The 19732-nt window shown below is 70.8% G+C and carries 21 protein-coding genes and 1 rRNA gene (1 of these 22 cut by a window edge); 11 read left to right on the forward strand and 11 right to left on the reverse strand.

Annotated features, from left to right (window positions below):
- Positions 1 to 178, reverse strand: a 16S ribosomal RNA gene (locus AMYTH_RS0124355) (it extends 1345 nt beyond the left edge of the window).
- 588 nt (positions 179 to 766) lie between these two features.
- Between AMYTH_RS0124355 and AMYTH_RS0124360 the strand changes: the two genes are divergently transcribed.
- Complete coding sequence (locus AMYTH_RS0124360) at positions 767 to 1219, forward strand: flavodoxin family protein (RefSeq protein WP_017986804.1); 453 nt, start codon at positions 767 to 769, stop codon at positions 1217 to 1219.
- 67 nt (positions 1220 to 1286) lie between these two features.
- Positions 1287 to 1676, forward strand: a complete 390-nt coding sequence (locus AMYTH_RS0124365) for a hypothetical protein (RefSeq protein WP_027932497.1) — start codon at positions 1287 to 1289, stop codon at positions 1674 to 1676.
- 14 nt (positions 1677 to 1690) lie between these two features.
- On the opposite strand, the gene AMYTH_RS0124370 is transcribed toward AMYTH_RS0124365, so the two are convergent.
- Positions 1691 to 2671 (reverse strand): aldo/keto reductase, encoded by a 981-nt coding sequence (locus AMYTH_RS0124370; RefSeq protein WP_027932498.1) that lies wholly within the window; start codon positions 2669 to 2671, stop codon positions 1691 to 1693.
- Entirely contained in the window at positions 2668 to 3066 is a 399-nt protein-coding gene (locus AMYTH_RS0124375) for a MerR family transcriptional regulator (RefSeq protein WP_027932499.1), read from the reverse strand. Before AMYTH_RS0124375 ends, AMYTH_RS0124370 begins: the two co-directional genes overlap by 4 nt.
- Positions 3067 to 3150: 84 nt before the next feature.
- Between AMYTH_RS0124375 and AMYTH_RS0124380 the strand changes: the two genes are divergently transcribed.
- Entirely contained in the window at positions 3151 to 3756 is a 606-nt protein-coding gene (locus AMYTH_RS0124380; RefSeq protein ID WP_027932500.1) for a TetR/AcrR family transcriptional regulator, read from the forward strand.
- A 17-nt stretch (positions 3757 to 3773) separates the two neighbouring features.
- On the opposite strand, the gene upp is transcribed toward AMYTH_RS0124380, so the two are convergent.
- Positions 3774 to 4397 (reverse strand): uracil phosphoribosyltransferase, encoded by a 624-nt coding sequence (gene upp / locus AMYTH_RS0124385; protein ID WP_027932501.1) that lies wholly within the window; start codon positions 4395 to 4397, stop codon positions 3774 to 3776.
- A gap of 178 nt (positions 4398 to 4575) precedes the next feature.
- On the opposite strand from upp, the gene AMYTH_RS0124390 reads away from it, so the two are divergent.
- From AMYTH_RS0124390 to AMYTH_RS0124405, 4 genes are all read left to right on the forward strand, one after another.
- On the forward strand, positions 4576 to 5187 hold the full coding sequence (locus AMYTH_RS0124390; RefSeq protein WP_027932502.1) for a DUF1707 SHOCT-like domain-containing protein: 612 nt from the start codon (positions 4576 to 4578) through the stop codon (positions 5185 to 5187).
- Positions 5188 to 5456: 269 nt separating this feature from the next.
- Positions 5457 to 6410 (forward strand): deoxyribose-phosphate aldolase, encoded by a 954-nt coding sequence (deoC, locus tag AMYTH_RS0124395; RefSeq protein WP_027932503.1) that lies wholly within the window; start codon positions 5457 to 5459, stop codon positions 6408 to 6410.
- Entirely contained in the window at positions 6410 to 7843 is a 1434-nt protein-coding gene (locus AMYTH_RS0124400; protein ID WP_027932504.1) for an aldehyde dehydrogenase family protein, read from the forward strand. The genes deoC and AMYTH_RS0124400 overlap by 1 nt, the downstream gene beginning before the upstream one ends.
- Positions 7836 to 8696, forward strand: a complete 861-nt coding sequence (locus AMYTH_RS0124405) for an aldehyde dehydrogenase family protein (protein WP_027932505.1) — start codon at positions 7836 to 7838, stop codon at positions 8694 to 8696. Before AMYTH_RS0124400 ends, AMYTH_RS0124405 begins: the two co-directional genes overlap by 8 nt.
- 48 nt (positions 8697 to 8744) lie before the next feature.
- Here AMYTH_RS0124405 and AMYTH_RS0124410 read toward each other — a convergent pair whose 3' ends face one another.
- The gene (locus AMYTH_RS0124410) at positions 8745 to 9383 is read right to left on the reverse strand and encodes a GNAT family N-acetyltransferase (RefSeq protein WP_037322664.1); all 639 of its coding nucleotides are present in this window, start codon (positions 9381 to 9383) and stop codon (positions 8745 to 8747) included.
- An 11-nt stretch (positions 9384 to 9394) separates the two neighbouring features.
- Positions 9395 to 10027 (reverse strand): TetR/AcrR family transcriptional regulator, encoded by a 633-nt coding sequence (locus AMYTH_RS0124415; RefSeq protein WP_027932507.1) that lies wholly within the window; start codon positions 10025 to 10027, stop codon positions 9395 to 9397.
- Positions 10028 to 10156: 129 nt separating this feature from the next.
- Between AMYTH_RS0124415 and AMYTH_RS0124420 the strand changes: the two genes are divergently transcribed.
- On the forward strand, positions 10157 to 11341 hold the full coding sequence (locus AMYTH_RS0124420; protein WP_027932508.1) for a cytochrome P450: 1185 nt from the start codon (positions 10157 to 10159) through the stop codon (positions 11339 to 11341).
- Positions 11342 to 11349: 8 nt separating this feature from the next.
- Positions 11350 to 11541 carry a ferredoxin gene (locus tag AMYTH_RS0124425; RefSeq protein WP_027932509.1) on the forward strand — a complete coding sequence of 64 codons (192 nt, stop codon included), beginning with the start codon at positions 11350 to 11352 and terminating at the stop codon, positions 11539 to 11541.
- Here the strand turns inward: AMYTH_RS0124425 and AMYTH_RS0124430 are convergent, their stop codons facing one another.
- The 4 genes from AMYTH_RS0124430 to AMYTH_RS0124445 are packed head-to-tail and all read right to left on the reverse strand — an operon-like array spanning position 11542 to position 15632.
- Positions 11542 to 12357, reverse strand: coding sequence for a carbohydrate ABC transporter permease (locus AMYTH_RS0124430; RefSeq protein WP_027932510.1), 816 nt, complete (start codon positions 12355 to 12357; stop codon positions 11542 to 11544).
- 5 nt (positions 12358 to 12362) lie between these two features.
- Positions 12363 to 13298: a carbohydrate ABC transporter permease gene (locus AMYTH_RS0124435; RefSeq protein WP_027932511.1), complete on the reverse strand. Its 936-nt coding sequence runs from the start codon at positions 13296 to 13298 to the stop codon at positions 12363 to 12365.
- Positions 13295 to 14635: an ABC transporter substrate-binding protein gene (locus tag AMYTH_RS0124440; RefSeq protein ID WP_027932512.1), complete on the reverse strand. Its 1341-nt coding sequence runs from the start codon at positions 14633 to 14635 to the stop codon at positions 13295 to 13297. The genes AMYTH_RS0124435 and AMYTH_RS0124440 overlap by 4 nt, the downstream gene beginning before the upstream one ends.
- Positions 14628 to 15632: a zinc-dependent alcohol dehydrogenase family protein gene (locus AMYTH_RS0124445; protein ID WP_027932513.1), complete on the reverse strand. Its 1005-nt coding sequence runs from the start codon at positions 15630 to 15632 to the stop codon at positions 14628 to 14630. Before AMYTH_RS0124445 ends, AMYTH_RS0124440 begins: the two co-directional genes overlap by 8 nt.
- A 136-nt stretch (positions 15633 to 15768) precedes the next feature.
- On the opposite strand from AMYTH_RS0124445, the gene AMYTH_RS0124450 reads away from it, so the two are divergent.
- Positions 15769 to 16710: a sugar-binding transcriptional regulator gene (locus tag AMYTH_RS0124450; RefSeq protein WP_027932514.1), complete on the forward strand. Its 942-nt coding sequence runs from the start codon at positions 15769 to 15771 to the stop codon at positions 16708 to 16710.
- 10 nt (positions 16711 to 16720) lie between these two features.
- Here the strand turns inward: AMYTH_RS0124450 and AMYTH_RS0124455 are convergent, their stop codons facing one another.
- Positions 16721 to 17983: a cytochrome P450 gene (locus AMYTH_RS0124455; protein WP_037322666.1), complete on the reverse strand. Its 1263-nt coding sequence runs from the start codon at positions 17981 to 17983 to the stop codon at positions 16721 to 16723.
- A gap of 154 nt (positions 17984 to 18137) precedes the next feature.
- Between AMYTH_RS0124455 and AMYTH_RS50530 the strand changes: the two genes are divergently transcribed.
- On the forward strand, positions 18138 to 19538 hold the full coding sequence (locus tag AMYTH_RS50530) for a hypothetical protein (protein WP_027932516.1): 1401 nt from the start codon (positions 18138 to 18140) through the stop codon (positions 19536 to 19538).
- The last annotated feature ends 194 nt before the right edge of the window (positions 19539 to 19732 follow it).

Genomic DNA, 19732 nt, shown 5'->3' on the forward strand with positions numbered 1-19732 from the left:
GTCATATTCGGTATTAGACCCCGTTTCCAGGGCTTATCCCAAAGTACAGGGCAGGTTACCCACGTGTTACTCACCCGTTCGCCACTCATCCACACCCGAAGATGCTTCAGCGTTCGACTTGCATGTGTTAAGCACGCCGCCAGCGTTCGTCCTGAGCCAGGATCAAACTCTCCAACAATGTCAGAAAATCAAACCCGGCTATTCTCATAGCCTCAAAGGAACCCACAAAGGGTTCTAGCTAATCAACTGGCTTTAGCTCATCAATACACTGTTGAGTTCTCAAACAACACGTTTTGTTGTGTCACCCGACGACCCCACCAGCGCGCGAAGTCTCGCGACTCCAATTTCGCTGTGGTTTCGTCCGGCGGCGGTCACCCACTCTACCACCATCGGTGGGAGCTTGGTTCGTGACCCCCCGCCCGAATCCCGTTCCCTTGGGGCTTTTCTTCCCCGCCGGCCCGGTCTCCCTGGCGACGAAGAGAAGATTACATGCCCCGAAATGGGGCTCGAACAGGGGGGTCCCTTAACGGTAAAAGCGCTGATCAAGTGCCCTTTGGGCCCGGAATGGCGCTCCGACGGCCGCACCACGGCGCGACCGGGCGGTTGCCTGGAGGCCGCTCGGGCGAAATGGTGCTGGTCCCCGACCACGGCCGGCGGGTCATCCGCCACACCGCCGAGCCCGGCAGCCCGGCCAGGAGGCGTTGCGACTGCTCGGCACCCCCGACGCGGTTGCACCGGCGGACCGGCCACGGCACGCTCCTCAGGCGTGCCCACCTTGCTGATCGTGCACCACACGCCCTCGCCGAACCTGCAGGCCATGTTCGAAGCTGTCGTCGCAGGCGCGACCACCGACGAGATCGAAGGGGTCACCGTCGTGCGGCGGGCGGCTCTCGCGGCCACCGCCACCGACGTGCTCGACGCGGACGGCTACCTGCTCGGCACCACGGCCAACCTCGGGTACATGTCGGGTGCGCTCAAGCACTTCTTCGACCAGGTCTACTACCCGTGCCTGGACTCGACGCGTGGCCGCCCGTTCGGGTGTTACGTGCACGGCGGCAGTGACGTCTCCGGGACGGTCCGCGGCATCGAGTCGATCACCACCGGTCTCGGGTGGGAGAAGGCGGCGGAGATCGTCACCGTCACTGGCGAACCGTCGAAGGCGGACCTCGAACGCTGCTGGGAGCTGGGCGCGACGGTCGCTGCGGGACTAATGGAATAACCGCGTTACGTAACACTGTTACGATTGTCGTGGAACGCTCCCAGGGAGGAAGCTCGCGATGATCGTCCTGTCCGGTCCCACCCAGCTGTTCACCGTGATCGCGCTGGTCTCACTGCCGACGGTGATGTTCGGCGGTTACTCGCTGCTCGGCCTGCTGCGCAAGCGCAAGCTCACCGACGAGCAGCGGGCGTACTTCCGCGCCGGGCACGCGCACGCCGGTGTGCTGCTCGTGCTGGCGCTGATCGCCCTGCAACTCGTCGCCGCCGGCGGGCTCGGCGCGGCCGGGCAGTGGGTGGTCTGCCTCCTGCTGCTGGTCGGGATCCTCGCGCAGTCCGGCGGGATGTTCCTCAACCTGCTGCCGGGCCGGAAGCCGCTCGCGCACGGCGTCACCGTCAGCGGCGCGGTGCTGCTCGCCGCCGCGATGATCACGACGGCGGTCGGTGTGGCGGTGGCCTGATCAGGCCACCTGCCTCACTTGCCGACGTTGCGGGCCAGTGCCGCCGGGTAGCGCTCCCCCGCCACGGCCTCGGCCGGAACGGCCGCCTCGATGCTCCGGATGTCCGCTTCGGACAGTTCGAGCGCGGCCGCGGCCACGTTCTCCTCCAGGTACTTCCGGCGCTTCGTGCCCGGGATGGGGACGACGTCCGCGCCCCGGCTCTGCACCCAGGCCAGCGCCAGCTGACCGGCGGTCACGCCCTTCTCCGCCGCCAGCTTCCGCAGCGCCTCGACGATGCGCAGGTTGCGGTCCAGGTTGCCCTCGGCGAAACGCGGCAGGTTGCGGCGCATGTCGTCGGACGGCAGCTCGTCCACCTTGGTGATGCTGCCGGTCAGGAACCCGCGGCCGAGCGGCGAGAACGGCACGATCCCGATGCCCAGCTCGCGGCACGCCGGCACCACCTCGTCCTCGATCCCGCGGGTCCACAGGCTCCATTCGCTCTGCAGCGCCGTCACCGGGTGGACGGCGTGCGCCCTGCGGATCGTCTCCGCGGACGCCTCGGAGATGCCCAGGTGGCGGACCTTGCCCTCGGCGACCAGCTCGGACAGCGCGCCCCAGGTCTCCTCGACCGGAACGGCCGGGTCGACCCGGTGCTGGTAGTAGAGGTCGATGTGGTCGACGCCGAGGCGGCGCATCGAGTCCTCGGCACACTGGCGGACGTAGGCGGCGTCACCGCGCACCTGCTGCCCCTCGGCGCCGAGGACGATGCCGAACTTCGTGGCCAGCACGACCTGGTCCCGCTTGCCCGCGATCGCGCGGCCGACCAGCTCCTCGTTGGCCCCCTGGCCGTAGACGTCCGCGGTGTCCAGCAGCGTCACGCCCAACTCCAGCGCGCGGTGGATCGTCGCGATCGACTCCGCGTCGTCGTCGCGCACCCCGTAGGCCTGGCTCATGCCCATGCAGCCGAGACCCTGCGCGCCGACCTCCAGCTCGCCCAGCTTCCTGGTGCCGATCACGCGGAGATCTCCTCCCGGACCACGCCGCCCGGGACGCGGGCGCAGATGCGGTCGTAGTTCTCGATCTTGTAGTTCAGGACGTCCATGCAGGCCTGGAGTTCGGCGATGCGCTCGGCGACCGACCGGCGCTGTTCGAGCAGGATCGCGCGGCGGCGGCCGGCGCTGGCGTCACCGGCGGCGCGCAGCTGCGCGTACTCCCGCATCATCTTGATCGGCATGCCCGTGGTGCGGAGCTTGGTGAGGAACTCCAGCCACGCGAGGTCGGCGTCGGAGTAGGCCCGCCTGCCCGCGGTGTCCCTGGCGGGCGGGTCGAGGAGTTTGATGCGCTCGTAGTAGCGGAGGGTGTCGATCGACAGCCCGCTGCGACGTGCGGCTTCCGCTATCGAGTAGCTCATGCTGCCGACACTACGACCTGGAGTGCACTCCAGGTCAACTCCGGAACGAGGGGAACGATAACGGTGTCGCGATAGCCTGGGGGCATGCCTCGACCCCGGACCCACGACGAAGCACTCCGGCTGAAACTGCTCGACCGGGCCGGGGAACTGCTGTCGGCGGACGGGCCGAAGGCGCTCAGCCTGCGCAAGCTCGCCGCCGACGTGGGCACCTCGACCACCGCGGTGTACTCGCTGTTCGGCGGCAAACCCGAGCTGGTCAACGCCGTCTACCTGGAGGGGTTCCGGCGCTTCGGGGCGCGGTTGCGGGGCATCTCGCGCTCCGGCGACCCGGTGGAGGACTTCGTGCGGCTCGGGCTCGCCTACCGGGAGAGCGCGCTGGCCGACCCCCACCTGTACTCGATCATGTTCACCAAGGCCCTGCCCGGGTTCGAGCCCGGCGCGGAGGCGACGCGGACCGCGCGGGACTCGCTCGCGCCGCTGGTCGACACCGTGCGCGCGGCGATCTCCGCCGGCGTGTTCCGGGCGGTCGCGCCCGAGGTGATCGCGGTCAGCGCGTGGGGCATCGTGCACGGGCTGGTGTCACTGGAGCTGAACGGGAACCTGCCGCGGGACTTCGACGTGGCCGCCTCCTACGAGACGGCGCTGCGCGCTCACGCCGACGGCTGGCGCTCGACCCAGGTCCGGGAGTAGCGACGTTGCCGTTCCAGTCAGCGGGCACCGTACTGACGATCACCCGCGTCGCCCAGGCCAGGAACGATGAAGCCGGAGTCGTTGAGCCGTTCGTCGATGCTCGCGGTGACCACGCGGACCGGCAGGCCGCTGTCCTCCAGGTGCTTGATCCCCTCCGGCGCGGCGAGTGCGCAGATCGCGGTGACGTCGGTGGCGCCGCGGCCGGTCAGCAGCCGGATCGTGTACTCCATCGAGCCGCCGGTGGCGAGCATCGGGTCGAGGACGAACACCGGGCGGTCGGACAGGTCGTCGGGCAGCGACTCCATGTACGGGGTCGGCTGGAGGGTCTCCTCGTCGCGCGCCAGGCCGACGAAACCCATCTGCGCCTCGGGGATCAGCTTGTGCGCCTGGTCGGCCATGCCCAGCCCGGCGCGCAGGACGGGCACCAGCAGCGGCGGGTTCGCGAGGCGGTACGCGTCGGTGCGGGCGACCGGCGTGTGGATGCGCTCGGTGCGCACCGGCGCCTCGCGGGTGGCCTCGTAGATCAGCATGACGGTCAGCTCGTGCAGGGCCGCCCGGAAGGCCGCGCTGTCCGTGCGGGCGTCACGCATGGTCGACAGCCTGGCCTTGGCCAGCGGGTGATCGACGACAAGCACGTCCATGGAGCGTCACGGTAGCCGACAACGGGGGTGGTCCGGATGCGCACCGCGGTCGCGGCGCTGGGAATCGGCCGCGGACCTGGGTAGCACGCCGGAACAGTCTCCGGAAGGTGACCCGGAAGCAGGCGCACCCCGATAGGCTCGCGCGGTGGAACAGCCTGGGACCCCCGAGCGCCCGCCGATGCGGGCCTCCGACGCGGACCGGGAACGGGTCGCGCAGATCCTGCACAACGCGCTCGCCGAGGGGCGGATCACCGTGCAGGAACTGGAAGAGCGGCTCGACACCGTGTACGCCGCCAAGACGCTCGCCGAACTGGAGCCGCCGGTCGCGGACCTGCCGGGGGTGTCATCGGCTGCCGTGCAGCCCGCCGCGCCGCGTGCGCTCACCCCGGACGACCGGATCGGCGGGGTGCCCGGCTCGAAGGCCTCCGTCGCCGTCATGTCCGGCGTCAACCGCAAAGGCCCGTGGACCGTGCCGCCGGAGCACACCAGCGTCGCGTTCTGGGGCGGCGTCGAGATGGACCTGCGCAGCGCCCGGTTCAGCGAACGGCACACCACCATCACCGCCGTCGCGATCATGGGCGGCATCGACATCGTGGTGCCCGACGACATCATCGTCGAGGTCACCGGCGTCGGTTTCATGGGAGCGTTCGAGAGCCAGGACCGCGGCGGCGCGTCCACGCAGCCCCCGCCGCCGGGCGCGCCGGTCGTCAAGGTCACCGGGCTCGCGTTCTGGGGCGCGGTCACGGTCGTGCGCAAGCCGCGGAAGGGCCAGGGGCAGATCGAGGGCTGACCCAGACGATGCTCGTCGCGTTCGACAAGCGGCGCCCCGGAGACCCGGGACGATCTCCTGCAGATCGGCGAAGCCTCGCTGTACAACACCACCTACGACTACCTGGAGACCCTGCCGACGGATACGGCCGCGCGTCCGGGACGGCGCTGCTCGCCGGCGGGCTCGTCGACCGGGCGGGGCCGCACCCGTAGCTCCGCCCGCAGGCCGCACCTCCTCCGGGCGCGGAGGAGGTGCGGCCATTCCCGCGGCAGCCCAGCTAGCCTGGGCGGGTGAGCGCACCCACCCTGCCGGCCGCTCTCGCCGACGCCACCCGCGACGACGCGAGCCTCCGGCGCTTCCTGCACGGCCTGCCCGGTGTGGACCAGGTCGGGGTCGAAGCCCGGGCCACCGCCCTGGCCACCCGCAGCATCAAGAAGTCCAGCAAGCTCTGGGCCATCGACACCGCGATCTCGATGGTCGACCTCACCACGCTCGAGGGCGCCGACACGCACGGCAAGGTCCGCGCGCTGACCGCGAAGGCGCGGCGTCCCGACCCGGAGCGGCCGGACACGCCGCAGGTCGCCGCGGTGTGCGTGTACCCGGACCTCGTCGCGACGGCCGTCGACGGGCTCAAGGGCACCGGCATCGGCGTCGCGAGCGTCGCCACGGCCTTCCCGTCGGGGCGGTCGTCCCGGCAGGTGAAGCTCGCCGACGTGGCGCTGGCCGTGGAGTCCGGCGCGACCGAGGTCGACATGGTGATCGACCGGGGCGCGTTCCTCGAAGGCCGCTACGGCGAGGTGTTCGAGGAGATCCAGGCCGTCAAGGCCGCCTGTGGCGACGCGCACCTGAAGGTCATCCTGGAGACCGGCGAGCTGGTCACCTACGACAACGTGCGCCGCGCCTCCTGGCTGGCCCTGCTGGCGGGCGGCGACTTCATCAAGACCTCCACCGGCAAGGTCTCCCCCGCCGCGACGCTGCCCGTCACGCACGTGATGCTGCAGGCCGTCCGCGACTGGTTCACCACCACCGGCGAGCTGCGCGGTGTCAAGCCGGCCGGCGGCATCCGCACCACCAAGGACGCGATCAAGTACCTCGTCGCCGTGCACGAGGTCGCGGGCGAGCAGTGGCTCACGCCGGAGCTGTTCCGCTTCGGCGCGTCCAGCCTGCTCAACGACCTGCTGCTGCAGCGGCGCACCCAGCACGACGGCCACTACAGCGGCCCCGACTACGTGGCGGTGGACTGATGCCTGCCTTCGAGTACGCGCCCGCGCCCGAGTCGCGCGACCTGGCGAACCTCAAGCCCAGCTACCGGCCGTTCATCGACGGCGAGTTCGTCGACGGCGGCGGCGAGCCGCTCAAGACCGTCAACCCGGCCACCGAGGAGGTCCTCGCCGAAGTCTCGACCGCGAGCGCCGCCGACATCGACACCGCGGTGAAGGCCGCGCGCAAGGCGTTCGAGAAGACGTGGGGCCCGATGCCGGGCAGCGAGCGCGCGAAGTACCTGTTCCGCATCGCGCGGCTGATCCAGGAACGCTCGCGTGAGCTGGCTGTGCTGGAGACGCTGGACAACGGCAAGCCGATCAAGGAGTCCCGCGACTCGGACCTGCCGCTGGTCGCGGCGCACTTCTTCTACCACGCGGGCTGGGCCGACAAGCTCGACTACGCCGGCTACGGGCCGGACCCGAAGCCGCTGGGCGTCGCCGGGCAGATCATCCCGTGGAACTTCCCGCTGCTGATGCTGGCGTGGAAGATCGCGCCCGCGCTGGCCACCGGCAACACCGTGGTGCTCAAGCCGGCCGAGACGACCCCGCTCACGGCGCTGGTGTTCGGCGAGATCTGCCAGCAGGCCGGGCTGCCGCCGGGGGTGGTGAACATCCTGCCGGGCGCCGGGGACGTCGGCGCACGGCTGGTCGAGCACCCGGGCATCGACAAGATCGCGTTCACCGGCTCGACCGAGGTCGGCAAGCTCATCCAGCGCCAGGTCGCGGGCACGCCCAAGCGGCTCACGCTGGAGCTGGGCGGGAAGGCCGCGAACGTGGTCTTCGACGACGCGCCGCTGGACCAGGCCGTCGAGGGCATCGTCAACGGCATCTTCTTCAACCAGGGCCACGTGTGCTGCGCCGGTTCGCGGCTGCTCGCGCAGGAATCCGTCGCCGAGGAGCTGCTGGACAAGCTGCGGCACCGGATCTCCACACTGCGGCTGGGCGACCCGCTGGACAAGAACACCGACGTCGGCGCGATCAACTCGGCCGAGCAGCTGACCAGGATCCGCGAACTGGCCGACTCCGGCGAGGCCGAGGGCGCGCAGCGGTGGACCAGCCCGTGCCCGGTGCCCGACCGCGGGTTCTTCTTCGCGCCCACGGTGTTCTCCGGCGTGCACCAGTCGATGCGGATCGCGCGCGAGGAGATCTTCGGGCCGGTGCTGTCGGTGCTCACGTTCCGCACGCCGGACGAGGCGGTCGCGAAGGCCAACAACACGCCCTACGGGCTGTCCGCCGGGATCTGGAGCGAGAAGGGCTCGCGGATCCTGTGGACGGCGAACCGGCTGCGCGCCGGGGTGGTCTGGGCCAACACGTTCAACCGCTTCGACCCGGCGGCGCCGTTCGGCGGCTACCAGGAGTCGGGCTTCGGCCGCGAGGGTGGCCGCACCGGTCTGGAGGGGTACCTCAGTGTCTGAGCGCGTGACCGTCGCGAAGACGTACAAGCTGTTCATCGGCGGCAAGTTCCCGCGCTCGGAGTCCGGCCGGGTGTACCCGGTGACCGACAGCAAGGGCAACTTCCTCGCCAACGCCGCGCACGCCTCGCGCAAGGACGTGCGGGACGCGGTGGTGGCCGCGCGCAAGGCGTTCCCCGGCTGGTCGGGTGCGACCGCCTACAACCGCGGGCAGGTGCTGTACCGGGTCGCGGAGGTGCTGGAGGGGCGCCGCGACCAGTTCGTCGCCGAGGTCGGGGCCGCCGAGGGGTTGTCCGGGCGTCGCGCCGAGGCGGTCGTGGACGCCGCGATCGACCGCTGGGTCTGGTACGCGGGGTGGACGGACAAGGTGGCGAGCGTGCTGGGCGCGGCGAACCCGGTCGCCGGGCCGTACTTCTCGTTCACCGTGCCGGAGCCGACCGGGGTGGTCGGGATCCTCGCGCCGCAGAAGTCATCGCTGCTCGGGCTGGTGAGCGTGCTGGCGCCGGCGCTGGCGACCGGCTGCACGGCGGTCGTGGTGAGCAGCGCGGAGCGGCCGCTGCCCGCGATCACGCTGTCCGAGGTGCTGGCGACGTCCGACCTGCCGGGCGGGGTGGCCAACATCCTCACCGGGCGCGCCGCGGAGCTCGGCCCGTGGCTGGCCTCGCACGGCGACGTGAACGCGCTGGACCCGACGGGCGCCGAGGACCGCGCGGAACTGGCGCGCGAGGCGGCCGGGACGGTGAAGCGCGTGCTGGCCGTGCCCGCGGACGAGCCGGACTGGACGCAGCGCCCGGACATCGCCCGGCTGCGGCGCTACCTGGAGGCGAAGACCGTCTGGCACCCGATGGGTGTTTAGCGGCGCGGCCGCGTGGCTGCCGGGCGGTCCGGCGGTCACGCGGCCGGACTAGCGGTCGCGGTGCCGTCCGCGGGGGCGCCAGTGGCGTCCCCGCGGGCTGGTGGCCGGGAAGTCCGGGTGGATCTCCGCGAACTCGGTGTCCGTGATGCCCATCAGCACCAGGTACTTGACGCCGTCGCGGGACAGCTCGGTGTCCCGGACGCGGCCCTCCTCGCGGAAGCCGAGCCCGGCGTGCATCGACAGCGACGCCACGTTGCCGCCGTAGATGCTGACCTCGCACTTCCGGTAGCCGCGCTCACCGAACATGAAGCGCAGCAACGTGATCACCGCGTCGCCCGCGTAACCGCAGCGCCGGTGCTGCGGCCCGATCCCGATGCCGTAGCTGAACCGGTCCGGGGAATCCGCCTCGGTGGCCGACAGCGAGCCCACCACGAGACCGCCGCGCAGGGTCTCGATCGCGAAGTGGAAGTCGGCTTCGGCGCGGTGCGCCGCCCAGTGCCGGTACTCCCCGACGCGGCGGGTGTCCGCGGCCTCCCGGTCGAACCCGGCCAGCCTGCGCTGATCGGCCGGCGTGATCACCCGCAGCCGCACCTTCCGCCCGGCGCGCGCAGGCACGTCGGCCCAGACCGGGGCGCGGTAGCGCGCCAGGTCGAGGCGGGGCGGAGGCATCACCATCGCGAGCACCATACCGGTACCCGTCAAGAAATCCGGAGGTCCTCGCCGGTGATCGGACGGCCCGGCAACGGGCTTCCGGGGCTCGACCGGAGCCCGTCCAGCATGATCGCCGCGGCGCGTTCGAAGGCCAGCAGCGCGGGGTCGTCCACCGCCGGCGGCTGGCGCAGCACCAGGGAAAACAGGATGGCGACGTCGCCGGTCCCGACGTCGGCGCGGATCGACCCCTCGGCCTGCGCCGCCTGCACGATCGCGTCCAGCTCGGCGATCAGCGCGTCGCGGGACGCGGCGGTTTCCGGGTCGCCCTTGAGGATTTCCCTCGCCCGCTCGGAAACCAGCGCGAGCTGGACGCTGGCCTGCAGCTGGTGCGACCGCCCGACGACGCGCACCAGCGCGTCGAACGCCGAGGGTTCCTCGGCCGCGGCTTCCCGCGCGTCGGCGAGGACCTGCGCGAAGCTCTCCCGCGCGACGGCCCGGATCAGCGCCTCCCGGTCGGGGAAGCGCCGGTAGAGCGTGCCGACGCCGACTCCCGCGGCGCGTGCGATCTCCTCCATCGGCACGTCCGGTCCCGCTGCGGCGAACACCTGGCGGGCGGCGGCGACGATCTGGTCGCGGTTGCGCTGGGCGTCCGCGCGCAGCCGCGTTTCCGAAGCCGTCATGTCGTTCCTCTCCGTCACCCCCGCGAGATTCTCTCACCCGAACGCAGGTGGACGAAAAACTTCCACATCAGTACGTTGGCGATAAGTGGACGACATCCTTCCACATTTGTCCGGATTGGGGGCAACACCGTGACCGCTCAGCTTCCCGCCACACTGCCCATCACCCGCGGCTGCCCGTACGCGCCGCCGGATGAGCACCGCAGACTGCGGGACGAGGCGCCGATCCAGCGGGTGACGCTGCCCAGCGGCGAGACGGCGTGGGCGATCACCCGGCACGAGGACATCCGGGCGATGCTGACCGACCCGCGGTTCAGCTCCGACCGGCGCAACCCGAACTTCCCGCTGCTGGTCAAGGGACAGCGGATCAACACCGGCTTCCGCGCGTCGCTGATCGGCATGGACCCGCCGGAACACGGCCCGGCACGGCGCAAGGTGGTCGGCGAGTTCACGGTGCGGCGGATGGAGGCGCTGCGCCCGCGCATCCAGGAGATCGTCGACCAGCACATCGACGCGATGCTCGCCGGCCCCAAACCGGCCGACCTGGTGAAAGCGCTCTCCCTGCCGGTGCCGTCACTGGTCATCTGCGAGCAGCTCGGCGTCCCGTACGCCGACCACGAGTTCTTCCAGCTGCACTCGTCCCGCCTGCTCAGCCGGGTCACGCCGCCCGCGGAACGCAAGGCGTCGATCGACGCGCTGCGCGACTACCTGGGCGAGCTGATCGAGCGGAAGGCGCAGGAACCGGCCGACGACCTGCTGAGCCGCCAGCTCGACAAGCAGGACGACCGCGAAGAGCTGGTCAGCCTGGCGTTCCTGCTGCTCGTCGCCGGGCACGAGACCACAGCGAACATGATCTCGCTGGGCACCATGGCGTTCCTGGAGCGCCCGGAGGACATCCGGAAGATCCAGGAGGACCCGTCGAAGACACTGCCCGCGGTCGAGGAACTGCTGCGGTACTTCACGATCGCCGAGTTCGCGGTCTCCCGCGTGGCGGTGGAGGACGTCGAGCTCGGCGGCGTGCTCATCAAGGCCGGCGAGGGCGTGGTGCCGCTGAGCAACCTCGCCAACCGCGACCCGGACGCGTTCGACCACCCCGAGGAGCTGGACATCGAGCGGGGCGCGCGGCACCACCTCGCGTTCGGCTTCGGCGCGCACCAGTGCCTCGGCCAGAACCTCGCGCGGATGGAGCTGCAGATCGTGTTCGACACCCTGTTCCGGCGGATCCCCGGCCTGCGGCCTGCCGTGCCGCTGGACTCCCTGCCGTTCAAGGACGACGCGAGCGTCTACGGTATCCACGAGTTCCCGGTGACCTGGTAGGAGGAGCCATGCGCATCGTCGCGGACACCGATCTCTGCATCGGCGCGGGCCAGTGCGTGCTGACCGACCCGGCGGTGTTCGACCAGGACGACGACGGCACGGTCGTGGTCCTGGTCGAACACCCCGAGGGCGGGCAGGTGGACAGCGCCCGCGAAGCGGTCAAGCTGTGCCCCGCCATGGCGCTGTCCCTGCAGGAGTAGCTACTTCACCGCGCCCATCGACAGGCCGCGGACCAGGTGGTTCTGCGCGATCCACCCGACGATCATCACCGGCAGCGAGGCCAGCAGCGCGGCCGCCGACAGCTGCGCCCAGTACAGGCCCTCGCTGGTGATGAAGCCGACGAGGAACACCGGCACCGTGCCGGCCCGCGCCGCCGTCAGGTTGACCGCGTAGAAGAACTCGGTCCACGAGAAGATGACGCAGATCAACGCGGTCGCCGCGATGCCGGGCGCGACCACGGGCAGGATCACCCGGTACAGCAGTGTCGGGAGGCTCGCCCCGTCGACGCGCCCGGCCTCGATCATCTCGGTGGGCACCTCGAGGAAGAACGAGCGCATCATCCAGATCGCCAGCGGCAGGTTCATCGCCGTGTAGAGGATGACCAGCGCCCACACGTTGTCCAGCAGCTGAGTTCGCTGCGAGATGACGTACAGCGGGATGATCGCGGCCACGACCGGCAGCATCTTCGTGGACAGGAAGAACCCGAGCACGTTGCTGGTCTTGGGCACCGGGGCGAGCGACAGCGCGTACGCCGCCGGGACGCCCAGGAGCAGCACGATCAGCGTGGACAGGATCGTCACGAACGCGGAGTTGCCCAGGTAGGGCAGGAACCCGCGCTCGAAGATGCTGGCGAACTGGTCCAGCGTCGGGGTGAACGCGATCCGCGGCGGATCGGTGTAGGCGTCGGCCTCCTGCTTGAAGGCGGTCAGCACCATCCAGATCAGCGGGAACACGAAGAGGATCGCGACCACCCACGTCGCGGTGGTCAGTGAGGCGGGACCGAGCCGCCTGCGCAGGGTGCTCACTTCACGACCCCCTTGCTCACGTCGAACGCGCGGAACATCAGGCGCAGCGCGAAGGTCGCGACGATCAGCGTCAGGACCACCACGATCACGCCCATCGCCGAGGACTGGCCGATGTCGAAGCCCTGGAAGGCCCGCTGGTAGATGTAATACGGCAGGTTCGTGCTCGCGGTGCCCGGACCGCCCTGGGTCATCAGGAAGATCGCGTCGAAGCTGTTCACGATGTAGATCGCGCCCAGCAGCACCGACAGCTGCAGGTACCGGGACAGGTGCGGCAGCGTGATCGACGCGAACGTCCGCCACCGGCCCGCGCCGTCGACCTGCGCGGCCTCCAGCACGTCCTTCGGCTGGCTCTGCAGGCCGGCCAGGATCAGCAGCATCATGAACGGCGTCCACTGCCACACGATCTGGGCCATGACCGAGGCCAGCGGGAACTCCGACAGCCAGTCGGTTTCGCCGCCGAAGACGAAGTTGAGCAGCCCGTAGGTCGGGTCGAACATCGTCGTCTTCCACAGCAGCGCGCCTGCCGCGGGCAGGATGAGGAACGGCGTGATCAGCAGCGTCCGCACCACGCCGCGGCCGAGGAACTTGCGGTCCAGCAGCAGCGCCAGGCCGAGCCCGAGCAGCAGCGCGACGAACACGCACACCACGGTCAGGACGACGGTGTTGAGCATCGCGCCGCGGAACTGCGAGTCGGCGAACACGTCGGCGTAGTTCTGGAACCCCACGAAGTGCTGCGACCCCGGACGCACGAGGTTCCACGACTGGAACGAGTAGACCACTGTGAGGATGAACGGGATCTGGGTCACCACGATGGTGAACAACAGCGCGGGCAGCAGGGGCGCCCGGCGGGCCCAGGCTCCGGTGCCCTTGCGCTTCTCCGGTTTCGCTTCGACTCTCTGTCCACTTGCGATAGTGGGCGCAACGGCGGTCATTTCGTCTCCCGGTAGGAATCGCCGACGGTCTGCGCGTACTCCTGCGACTGTTCGATGGCCTCGTCGACGGTGATCTGACCGGCGATCGCGGCCGAGAGCTCCTGGCTGACCCGGGTGCCCAGGTCCTGGAACTCGGGAATGCCCACGAACTGGATGCCCGGGTAGGGCACCGGCTGCGTCATCACCTTGCGCTGGTCGGCCGCGTCGATGCCGTCCAGCGTCGGCTGGGCGTAGGCCTTCGCGGCCTCGGCGTACTCGGGGATCCGGTAGGTGGAGAACCGGCAGCCCGGCGGGACCCGGTTCCAGCCGTAGGTCTTGCCGACGGTCTGCACGAACTCCTTGTTCGTCATCCACTGCAGGAACTTCCAGGCGTCCTGCTTGTTCTTCGCGACCTTCGGGATCGCCAGCGCCCAGGTGTAGAGCCAGCCGCTCGCCTCGGTCTTCACCACCGGCGCGGCGACGTAGCCGGACTTGCCGACGACCTTGCTCGACTCCGGGTCCTCGTTGGTCCCGGCCATCACGGTCGCGTCGTACCACATCGCGGCCTGGCCCTGGCCGTAGCGCGTGCCGCACTCGGAGAACCCGGCGCTGGAAGCGCCGACCTCGCCGTGCTCGCGGACCAGGTTCACGTAGAAGTTCGCGGCCGCGCGGAACTCCGGCGTGTCCAGCTTCGCGTTCCAGTCCTGGTCGAACCACTGCGCGCCGAAGGTGTTGGCGACGGTGGTGAACGGCGCGAGGCTCTCGCCCCAGCCGGGCTTGCCGCGCAGGCAGATGCCGGCGACACCGGCCTGCTTGTTGTCCAGCTTCGCGGCGAAGTCGGCGATCTGCTGCCACGTCGGGTGCTCCGGCATGGTCAGCCCGGCCTGTTCGAACAGGTCCTTGCGGTAGGCCAGGAACGACGACTCGCCGTAGAACGGCACCGCGTACATCGAGCCCTGGTAGGACAGCGAGTCGCGGATGCTCGGGATGAAGTCGGCCGGGTCGTAGCCGGGGCTGGCGTCGATGTAGGGCTGCAGGTTCTCCAGCCAGCCGTTGGCCGCCCACTGCGGGGTCTCGTAGTTGCTGATCATCACCGCGTCGAACTCGCCGCCCTGGGTGGCGGTCGAGGCGGTGATCTTCGCGCGCGCCTGGTTCTCCGGCAGCGACACGAACTTGAGCTTGACGCCCGGGTTCGCCGCCTCGAACTCGTGCGACAGCGAAATCGCGTCGTTCATCTGCGGGTTCGCCACGATCGCGATGACCAGCGTGTTGCCGCCCGCGCCGAGCGCGCCGGCGCCCGCGCAGCCGGTCAGGGTCAGCAGCGCGGCGACCGCGAGGAGTGCCAGCCGCTTACGCATCCGTGGCCCCCGGCAGCACCTGCACCTTCAGACCCGCACCACTGCGCATCAGGTCCAGCGCGTCGGGGAACCGCTCCAGCGGCAACGCGTCGGTCAGGAGGGCTTTCGTGTCGATCGCGCCGGAGGCCACCAGGTCCAGCGCGGCACCGTAGGAGTGCAGAACAGCCATCGATCCCACCACCGTGATCTCGTCGTTGTAGATCCGGAACGGCGAAAGCGCGACACGTGCCTCCGCCGGGGCGACGCCGAAGACGAGCAGACGCCCGCCGCGGCGCAGCGCGTCGAACGCGGCCTCGATCGCCGGGGCCGCACCGGTGCAGTCGGCCGCCGCGTCGAACCGCTCACCGTCCAGTTCGGACACATCGGCGGCGACGGCGTGCGCACCGAGGTCCTTCGCCCGCGGCAGGCGGGACGCGTTGCGGTCGACGACCGTGACCCGCGCGCCGGCCCGCTGCAGGAGCATCTGCATGACCAGGCCCATGGTCCCGGCGCCGACGACCAGGAAGTGCTCACCCGCTTCGACCCCGATGCGCCGGACGCCGTGCACCGCGCACGACACCGGCTCGACGAGGGCGCCCTCCTGCCAGGACAGGTGGTCGGGCAGGCGGTAGCAGGTGCTCGCGGGCACCTTCACGTACTCGGCGAAGGCGCCGTCGACGGTGTCGCCGGTGGCGCCCCAGTTCGCGCAGAGGTTGCCGTGGCCGGCGCGGCACGGGTCGCAGTAGCCGCAGAACAGGGAGGGGTCGACGGCCACCCGGTCGCCGACCTGCCAGCCGCCGGGGACGTTCTTGCCGATCTCGACGATTTCGCCGGCGAACTCGTGGCCGGGGACGATCGGGTAGGGCGTCGGGGGGAAGTGCCCGTCGGCGATGTGCAGGTCCGTGCCGCAGATGCCGCACGCGCCGACCTTGATGACGACGTCGCGCTCCCCTGGCGTGGGATCGGGAACCTCGCCGACCCTGATGGAACCCGGCTGATCGACGATGGCGGCCCGCATGCCGTCTCACCTCTTCCTGCGCTCATCTGAGCGCCTCACGACTTTGTGGTCACATGTCTGGTCATGCATTAGAGGGGTTTTGGTGGTTTCTCGTCAACGGAGCTGGCGCTATAGTGCTCAGATGAGCGAAGCTGGCATGCTGGACGGGCTCACCGCGACGCTGGTGGCGCACCGGTTCTACGTGCTGGGGCAGTCCAAGATCGAAATCGCGGCCGACTTCGGGATCAGCAGGTTCAAGGTGGCGCGGCTGATCGACGCGGCGTTGTCCCAGGGTTTGGTGCGGGTGGAGTTCGCTCCCCCCGCGCCGGTCGACGTGCGGCTGTCCGACGAGCTGCGGTCGGCGTACGGGCTGCGGCAGGCGTTTGTGCTCAATCGAGCGGCGAGCACCGGGCCACGCCCACAGGTGCGACGGCAGATCGGGGCCTTCGCGGCGCAGCTGTTGTCGGAGACGGTCACCGAGGACGACGTGGTCGGGTTGTCCTGGGCGCGGTCGGTGAACGCGATGGCGGCGGCGGTGCGGCGGCTGCCGAAGTGCCCGATCGTGCAGTTGTGCGGCGTGCAGGCCGGGATGGACATGCGGGACCGGTCGGTGGAGACGGTGCGGCAGGTGGCGGAGGTGTCGGGTGGGGACGCGTACCCGATCTACGGGCCGCTGGTGCTGCCGGACCGCCGGACGACGGAGATCCTGCGACGGCAGCCGGGCATCGCGGAGACGTTCGCGCAGTTCCCGCGCCTGACGAAGGCCGTGGTGAGCATCGGGGCGTGGCTACCGGGCGAGTCGACGGTGTACGACGCGGTGTCCCCGGCCGAACGCGAGGCGATCACCGCGCGGGGCGCGCGGGCGGAGGTCGCGGCGCGGTTGTTCGACGGCGAGGGGAAGCCGCTGTCGACCGGGCTGGCGCACCACGTGCTGGCGATCGACACGGCGGAGCTGCTGAAGGTGCCCGAGGTGATCGCCCTCGGCTACACGGCGCCGAAGGCGGCGGCCATCGACGCCGTGCTGCGGTCGGGACTGGTGTCGACGCTCATCACGGACACGCCTGCCGCCGAAGGCGTGCTACGCCTCCGACAGGGCTGAGACGAGCGGGTTACTTCACCCGCACCGGCAGCGTGTCCACGCCGTAGACGATCGACGTCCGGCGGTAGCTCAGCTGCTCCGGCTCGACGTCCAGCCGCAGGTCGGGGAAGCGCCGCACCAGCGCCGGGTACGCGGCACGCAACTCCATGCGCGCCAGCTCCGCCCCGATGCACCGGTGCGCGCCCCAGCCGAATGCCAGGTGCTGCGTCGCCGGGCGGGCGGGGTCGAAGGACTCCATGTCGTCGCCGAGGGCGGCGTCCCGGTTGGCCCCGCTCAGCGACACGAACACGATGTCGCCCTTCGCGATCTCCTGCCCGCCGACCGTGACGTCCTCCCGCGCGAACCGCGGGAACGCCACCTGCACCACCGTCAGGTACCGCAGCAGCTCCTCGACGAAATCACGCGCCGCGTCGTCGGAGTCCCGCACCAGCTCGAACGTCCGCCGGTCCCGCAGCAGCACGATCGCGCCAAGCGCCAGCATGCTCGCCGTGGTCTCCAGGCCGCCGGTCAGCACACCGTCGGCGAGGCCGGCCAGCTCCTGGTCGGAGATGTTGTCGCCGTGCTCCTTGACCAGCATGCCGAGCAGGCCGTCGCCGGGCTCCGCGCGCTGCTTCTTCACGATTTCGAGCAAATAGGACAGTGACTCCGAGATCGCCCCGAACGAGGCGCCCGCCCCGGCGAACAGGTCGAACCGGACCGTGCTCAGCCGCTGGAAGTCGTCACGGTCCTCATAGGAGACCCCGAGCAGTTCGCAGATCGTCAGCGACGGGATCGGCAGCGCGAACGACTGCATCAGGTCGACGGTGCCGCCGTCCTTCTCCATCGCGTCGAGCTGCTCGGCGATGATCTCGTCGATGCGCGGCGTGAGGCGGTTCAGCCGCCGCATCGTGAACTCCGGCGTCAGCATCTTGCGCAGGCGCGTGTGGTCCGGCGGGTCCGCGAACCCGAGCCCGCCGGGGTTCTGCTCGGCGGAAAGCCCCGCCTTGCCGACCAGGTTGGTGTAGTCGTTGCTGAACTTGTCCGTGGCCGCGAGCACTTCCTTCGCCTCGCCGTACCCGGTGACCAGCCACGCGGTGATGCCGAAGGGCAGCGGCAACCGGCTGACCGGCGCCTCCGCCCTGGTCGCGCCCAGCTCGGGCACGGGGTCCAGGCCGTCGCGGCGCAACGGCATGAGCGCGGAATCCGGCAGGACCGAGAGGTCGAAGCCCTTTTTCTGCGCTCTGGCGAGGTAACGGCGGCCCACCCAGGAAACCACACGTGCGCGAAGCCCCATGGCCGCAGATTACACGCGGAGTCCGACGATTCCGGCGTCGCAAGAGAAGTCACTCGCGCAGGTGGTGCAGGTCACCCACTAGGTCGGTGTCTGGTCTGGACTCGGGTGGCGCGGGTACATCGTGGCGTCACGACAACCAGGGGAGTGAGCCGTAATGCCTGACAGGGCCCGCCTCGGGACGGTCGCCGCCGCGGTGTGCGTCCTCCTGCCGTTCGGTCCGGCGGTGGCGAACGCCGCGCCGGCCGAAACCGTGCTCGCGCAGGAGCAGCTCAGGAACATGCCGCCGGGGCTGTGGGGACTGCTGGGGTTGCTGGGCCTCTTCGGCCTGGTGGGGCTGACGCGGCGCGGGCCGAAGCGCAACGCCAAGAATCCGCTGGCCGGCTACTCCGGCGAGGACGAGGTGGCCCAGGGCCGTCACCAGGCCCCGGCGCCGCGCGGTGGATCGCCGATGGACATCCTGCCGGGGCAGAACCCGCAGGTCGAGCGCCCGCCCGCGGCCGCCATGGACGGGGCCCACCGGCAGGAGGCAGCCGCGCCGATGCCCGACCCGCGACGGCCGGTCAGCAAGACGCCGGCCGACGTGCCGATGCCGTCGTACACGTCTTGGCCGTCTTCCGCGGAGAACCAGCCCGCGCCGGCGCACAGCTCGACGGGAGCGGCTTACGGTTCTGGCGAGATGCCCGGCGGGGCTCAGTACGGCGATGGCAGGTCGGCGATGTTCGCCTCCGGTGACATGCCCGCGGGGGCGCAGCCCAGCTACACCTCCGGGGAGATGCCCGCCGGAGCACACTCCGCCGATGGCAGGTCGGCGGCGTTCGCCTCCGGCGACATGGCTTCCGGAGCACAGCCCGGCTACGGCTCCGGCGATGGCCGGTCAGCGGCCGTCACCTCTGGGGAGATGCCCGCCGGAACACAGCCCGGCTACGGCTCCGGCGATGGCCGGTCGACGGCGTTCGCCTCCGGCGAGATGCCCGCCGGAACACAGCCCGGCTACGGCTCCGGCGATGGCCGGTCGACGGCGTTCACCTCCGGCGAGATGCCCGCCGGAACACAGCCCGGCTACGCCTCCGGCGAGATGGCCTCCGGCGAGAGCAGGTCGGCGACCTCCAGCTCCAGCGACATGCCGTCCAGCTACGCGGCCGCGGATGGGACGCGGCCGGCATACGGCTCCGCGGACGGCCAGCCCGCCGGCCAATCACCCGCCTCCGGGGACGTGCCGTCGGCGGCACAGGCGTGGGCGAGCACGGACGCGCCCTCCGGGGCACACCCCGCCCCCGAAATCCCGTCCCCGGCGCAGCCCTACGCGCCCGCGCGGCAGCCCGTCTACGCCGCAGGCGAGGCGCAGGTCGCCTCGCCGATGGACGTCGCGCCCACGACACCGACGCCGGCTTACCGCCGCAACCCGGAGCCGTTCCCCCAGACCGACCAGGACCCGCCGCCGCAACAGCCCGCGGTCCCGCAGCAGCAGGGCACGTTCGCGGGCCTGCCGCGCTACCCGGAGACCGCGGCACCCGAGCCCGGCCCGCTCGACACCGGCCCCCGGCACCGGCGCTGACGAGTGGCTCCTGGCCGCGGCCTGCCGCGGCCAGGAACCACCGGGCATACGGCGGGAGCACGCCGAGGCGAGCCGCGCCAGACGGAAATCCGAGTAGCTCCGGACCAGGCCGGGCAACACCGTCCGCCGCGCGCCGGGCACCCCAGCCGCGCCGGGGAGCATCTCGCCCGGCGCGGCTGACGCCACCCGGCGCG

It is taken from the genome of Amycolatopsis thermoflava N1165, assembly GCF_000473265.1.
GTDB classification, from domain to species: Bacteria; Actinomycetota; Actinomycetes; order Mycobacteriales; family Pseudonocardiaceae; genus Amycolatopsis_E; species Amycolatopsis_E thermoflava.

Coding starts and splice junctions, on each gene's coding strand:
- AMYTH_RS0124375 (WP_027932499.1), bottom strand. CDS start 3,066: ATGAGCTACTCGATAGCGGAAGCCGCACGTCGCAGCGGGCTGTCGATC.
- AMYTH_RS0124380 (WP_027932500.1), top strand. CDS start 3,151: ATGCCTCGACCCCGGACCCACGACGAAGCACTCCGGCTGAAACTGCTC.
- upp (WP_027932501.1), bottom strand. CDS start 4,397: ATGGACGTGCTTGTCGTCGATCACCCGCTGGCCAAGGCCAGGCTGTCG.
- AMYTH_RS0124390 (WP_027932502.1), top strand. CDS start 4,576: ATGCGGGCCTCCGACGCGGACCGGGAACGGGTCGCGCAGATCCTGCAC.
- AMYTH_RS0124400 (WP_027932504.1), top strand. CDS start 6,410: ATGCCTGCCTTCGAGTACGCGCCCGCGCCCGAGTCGCGCGACCTGGCG.
- AMYTH_RS0124410 (WP_037322664.1), bottom strand. CDS start 9,383: ATGGTGCTCGCGATGGTGATGCCTCCGCCCCGCCTCGACCTGGCGCGC.
- AMYTH_RS0124415 (WP_027932507.1), bottom strand. CDS start 10,027: ATGACGGCTTCGGAAACGCGGCTGCGCGCGGACGCCCAGCGCAACCGC.
- AMYTH_RS0124425 (WP_027932509.1), top strand. CDS start 11,350: ATGCGCATCGTCGCGGACACCGATCTCTGCATCGGCGCGGGCCAGTGC.
- AMYTH_RS0124435 (WP_027932511.1), bottom strand. CDS start 13,298: ATGACCGCCGTTGCGCCCACTATCGCAAGTGGACAGAGAGTCGAAGCG.
- AMYTH_RS0124440 (WP_027932512.1), bottom strand. CDS start 14,635: ATGCGTAAGCGGCTGGCACTCCTCGCGGTCGCCGCGCTGCTGACCCTG.
- AMYTH_RS0124445 (WP_027932513.1), bottom strand. CDS start 15,632: ATGCGGGCCGCCATCGTCGATCAGCCGGGTTCCATCAGGGTCGGCGAG.
- AMYTH_RS0124450 (WP_027932514.1), top strand. CDS start 15,769: ATGCTGGACGGGCTCACCGCGACGCTGGTGGCGCACCGGTTCTACGTG.
- AMYTH_RS0124455 (WP_037322666.1), bottom strand. CDS start 17,983: ATGGGGCTTCGCGCACGTGTGGTTTCCTGGGTGGGCCGCCGTTACCTC.
- AMYTH_RS50530 (WP_027932516.1), top strand. CDS start 18,138: ATGCCTGACAGGGCCCGCCTCGGGACGGTCGCCGCCGCGGTGTGCGTC.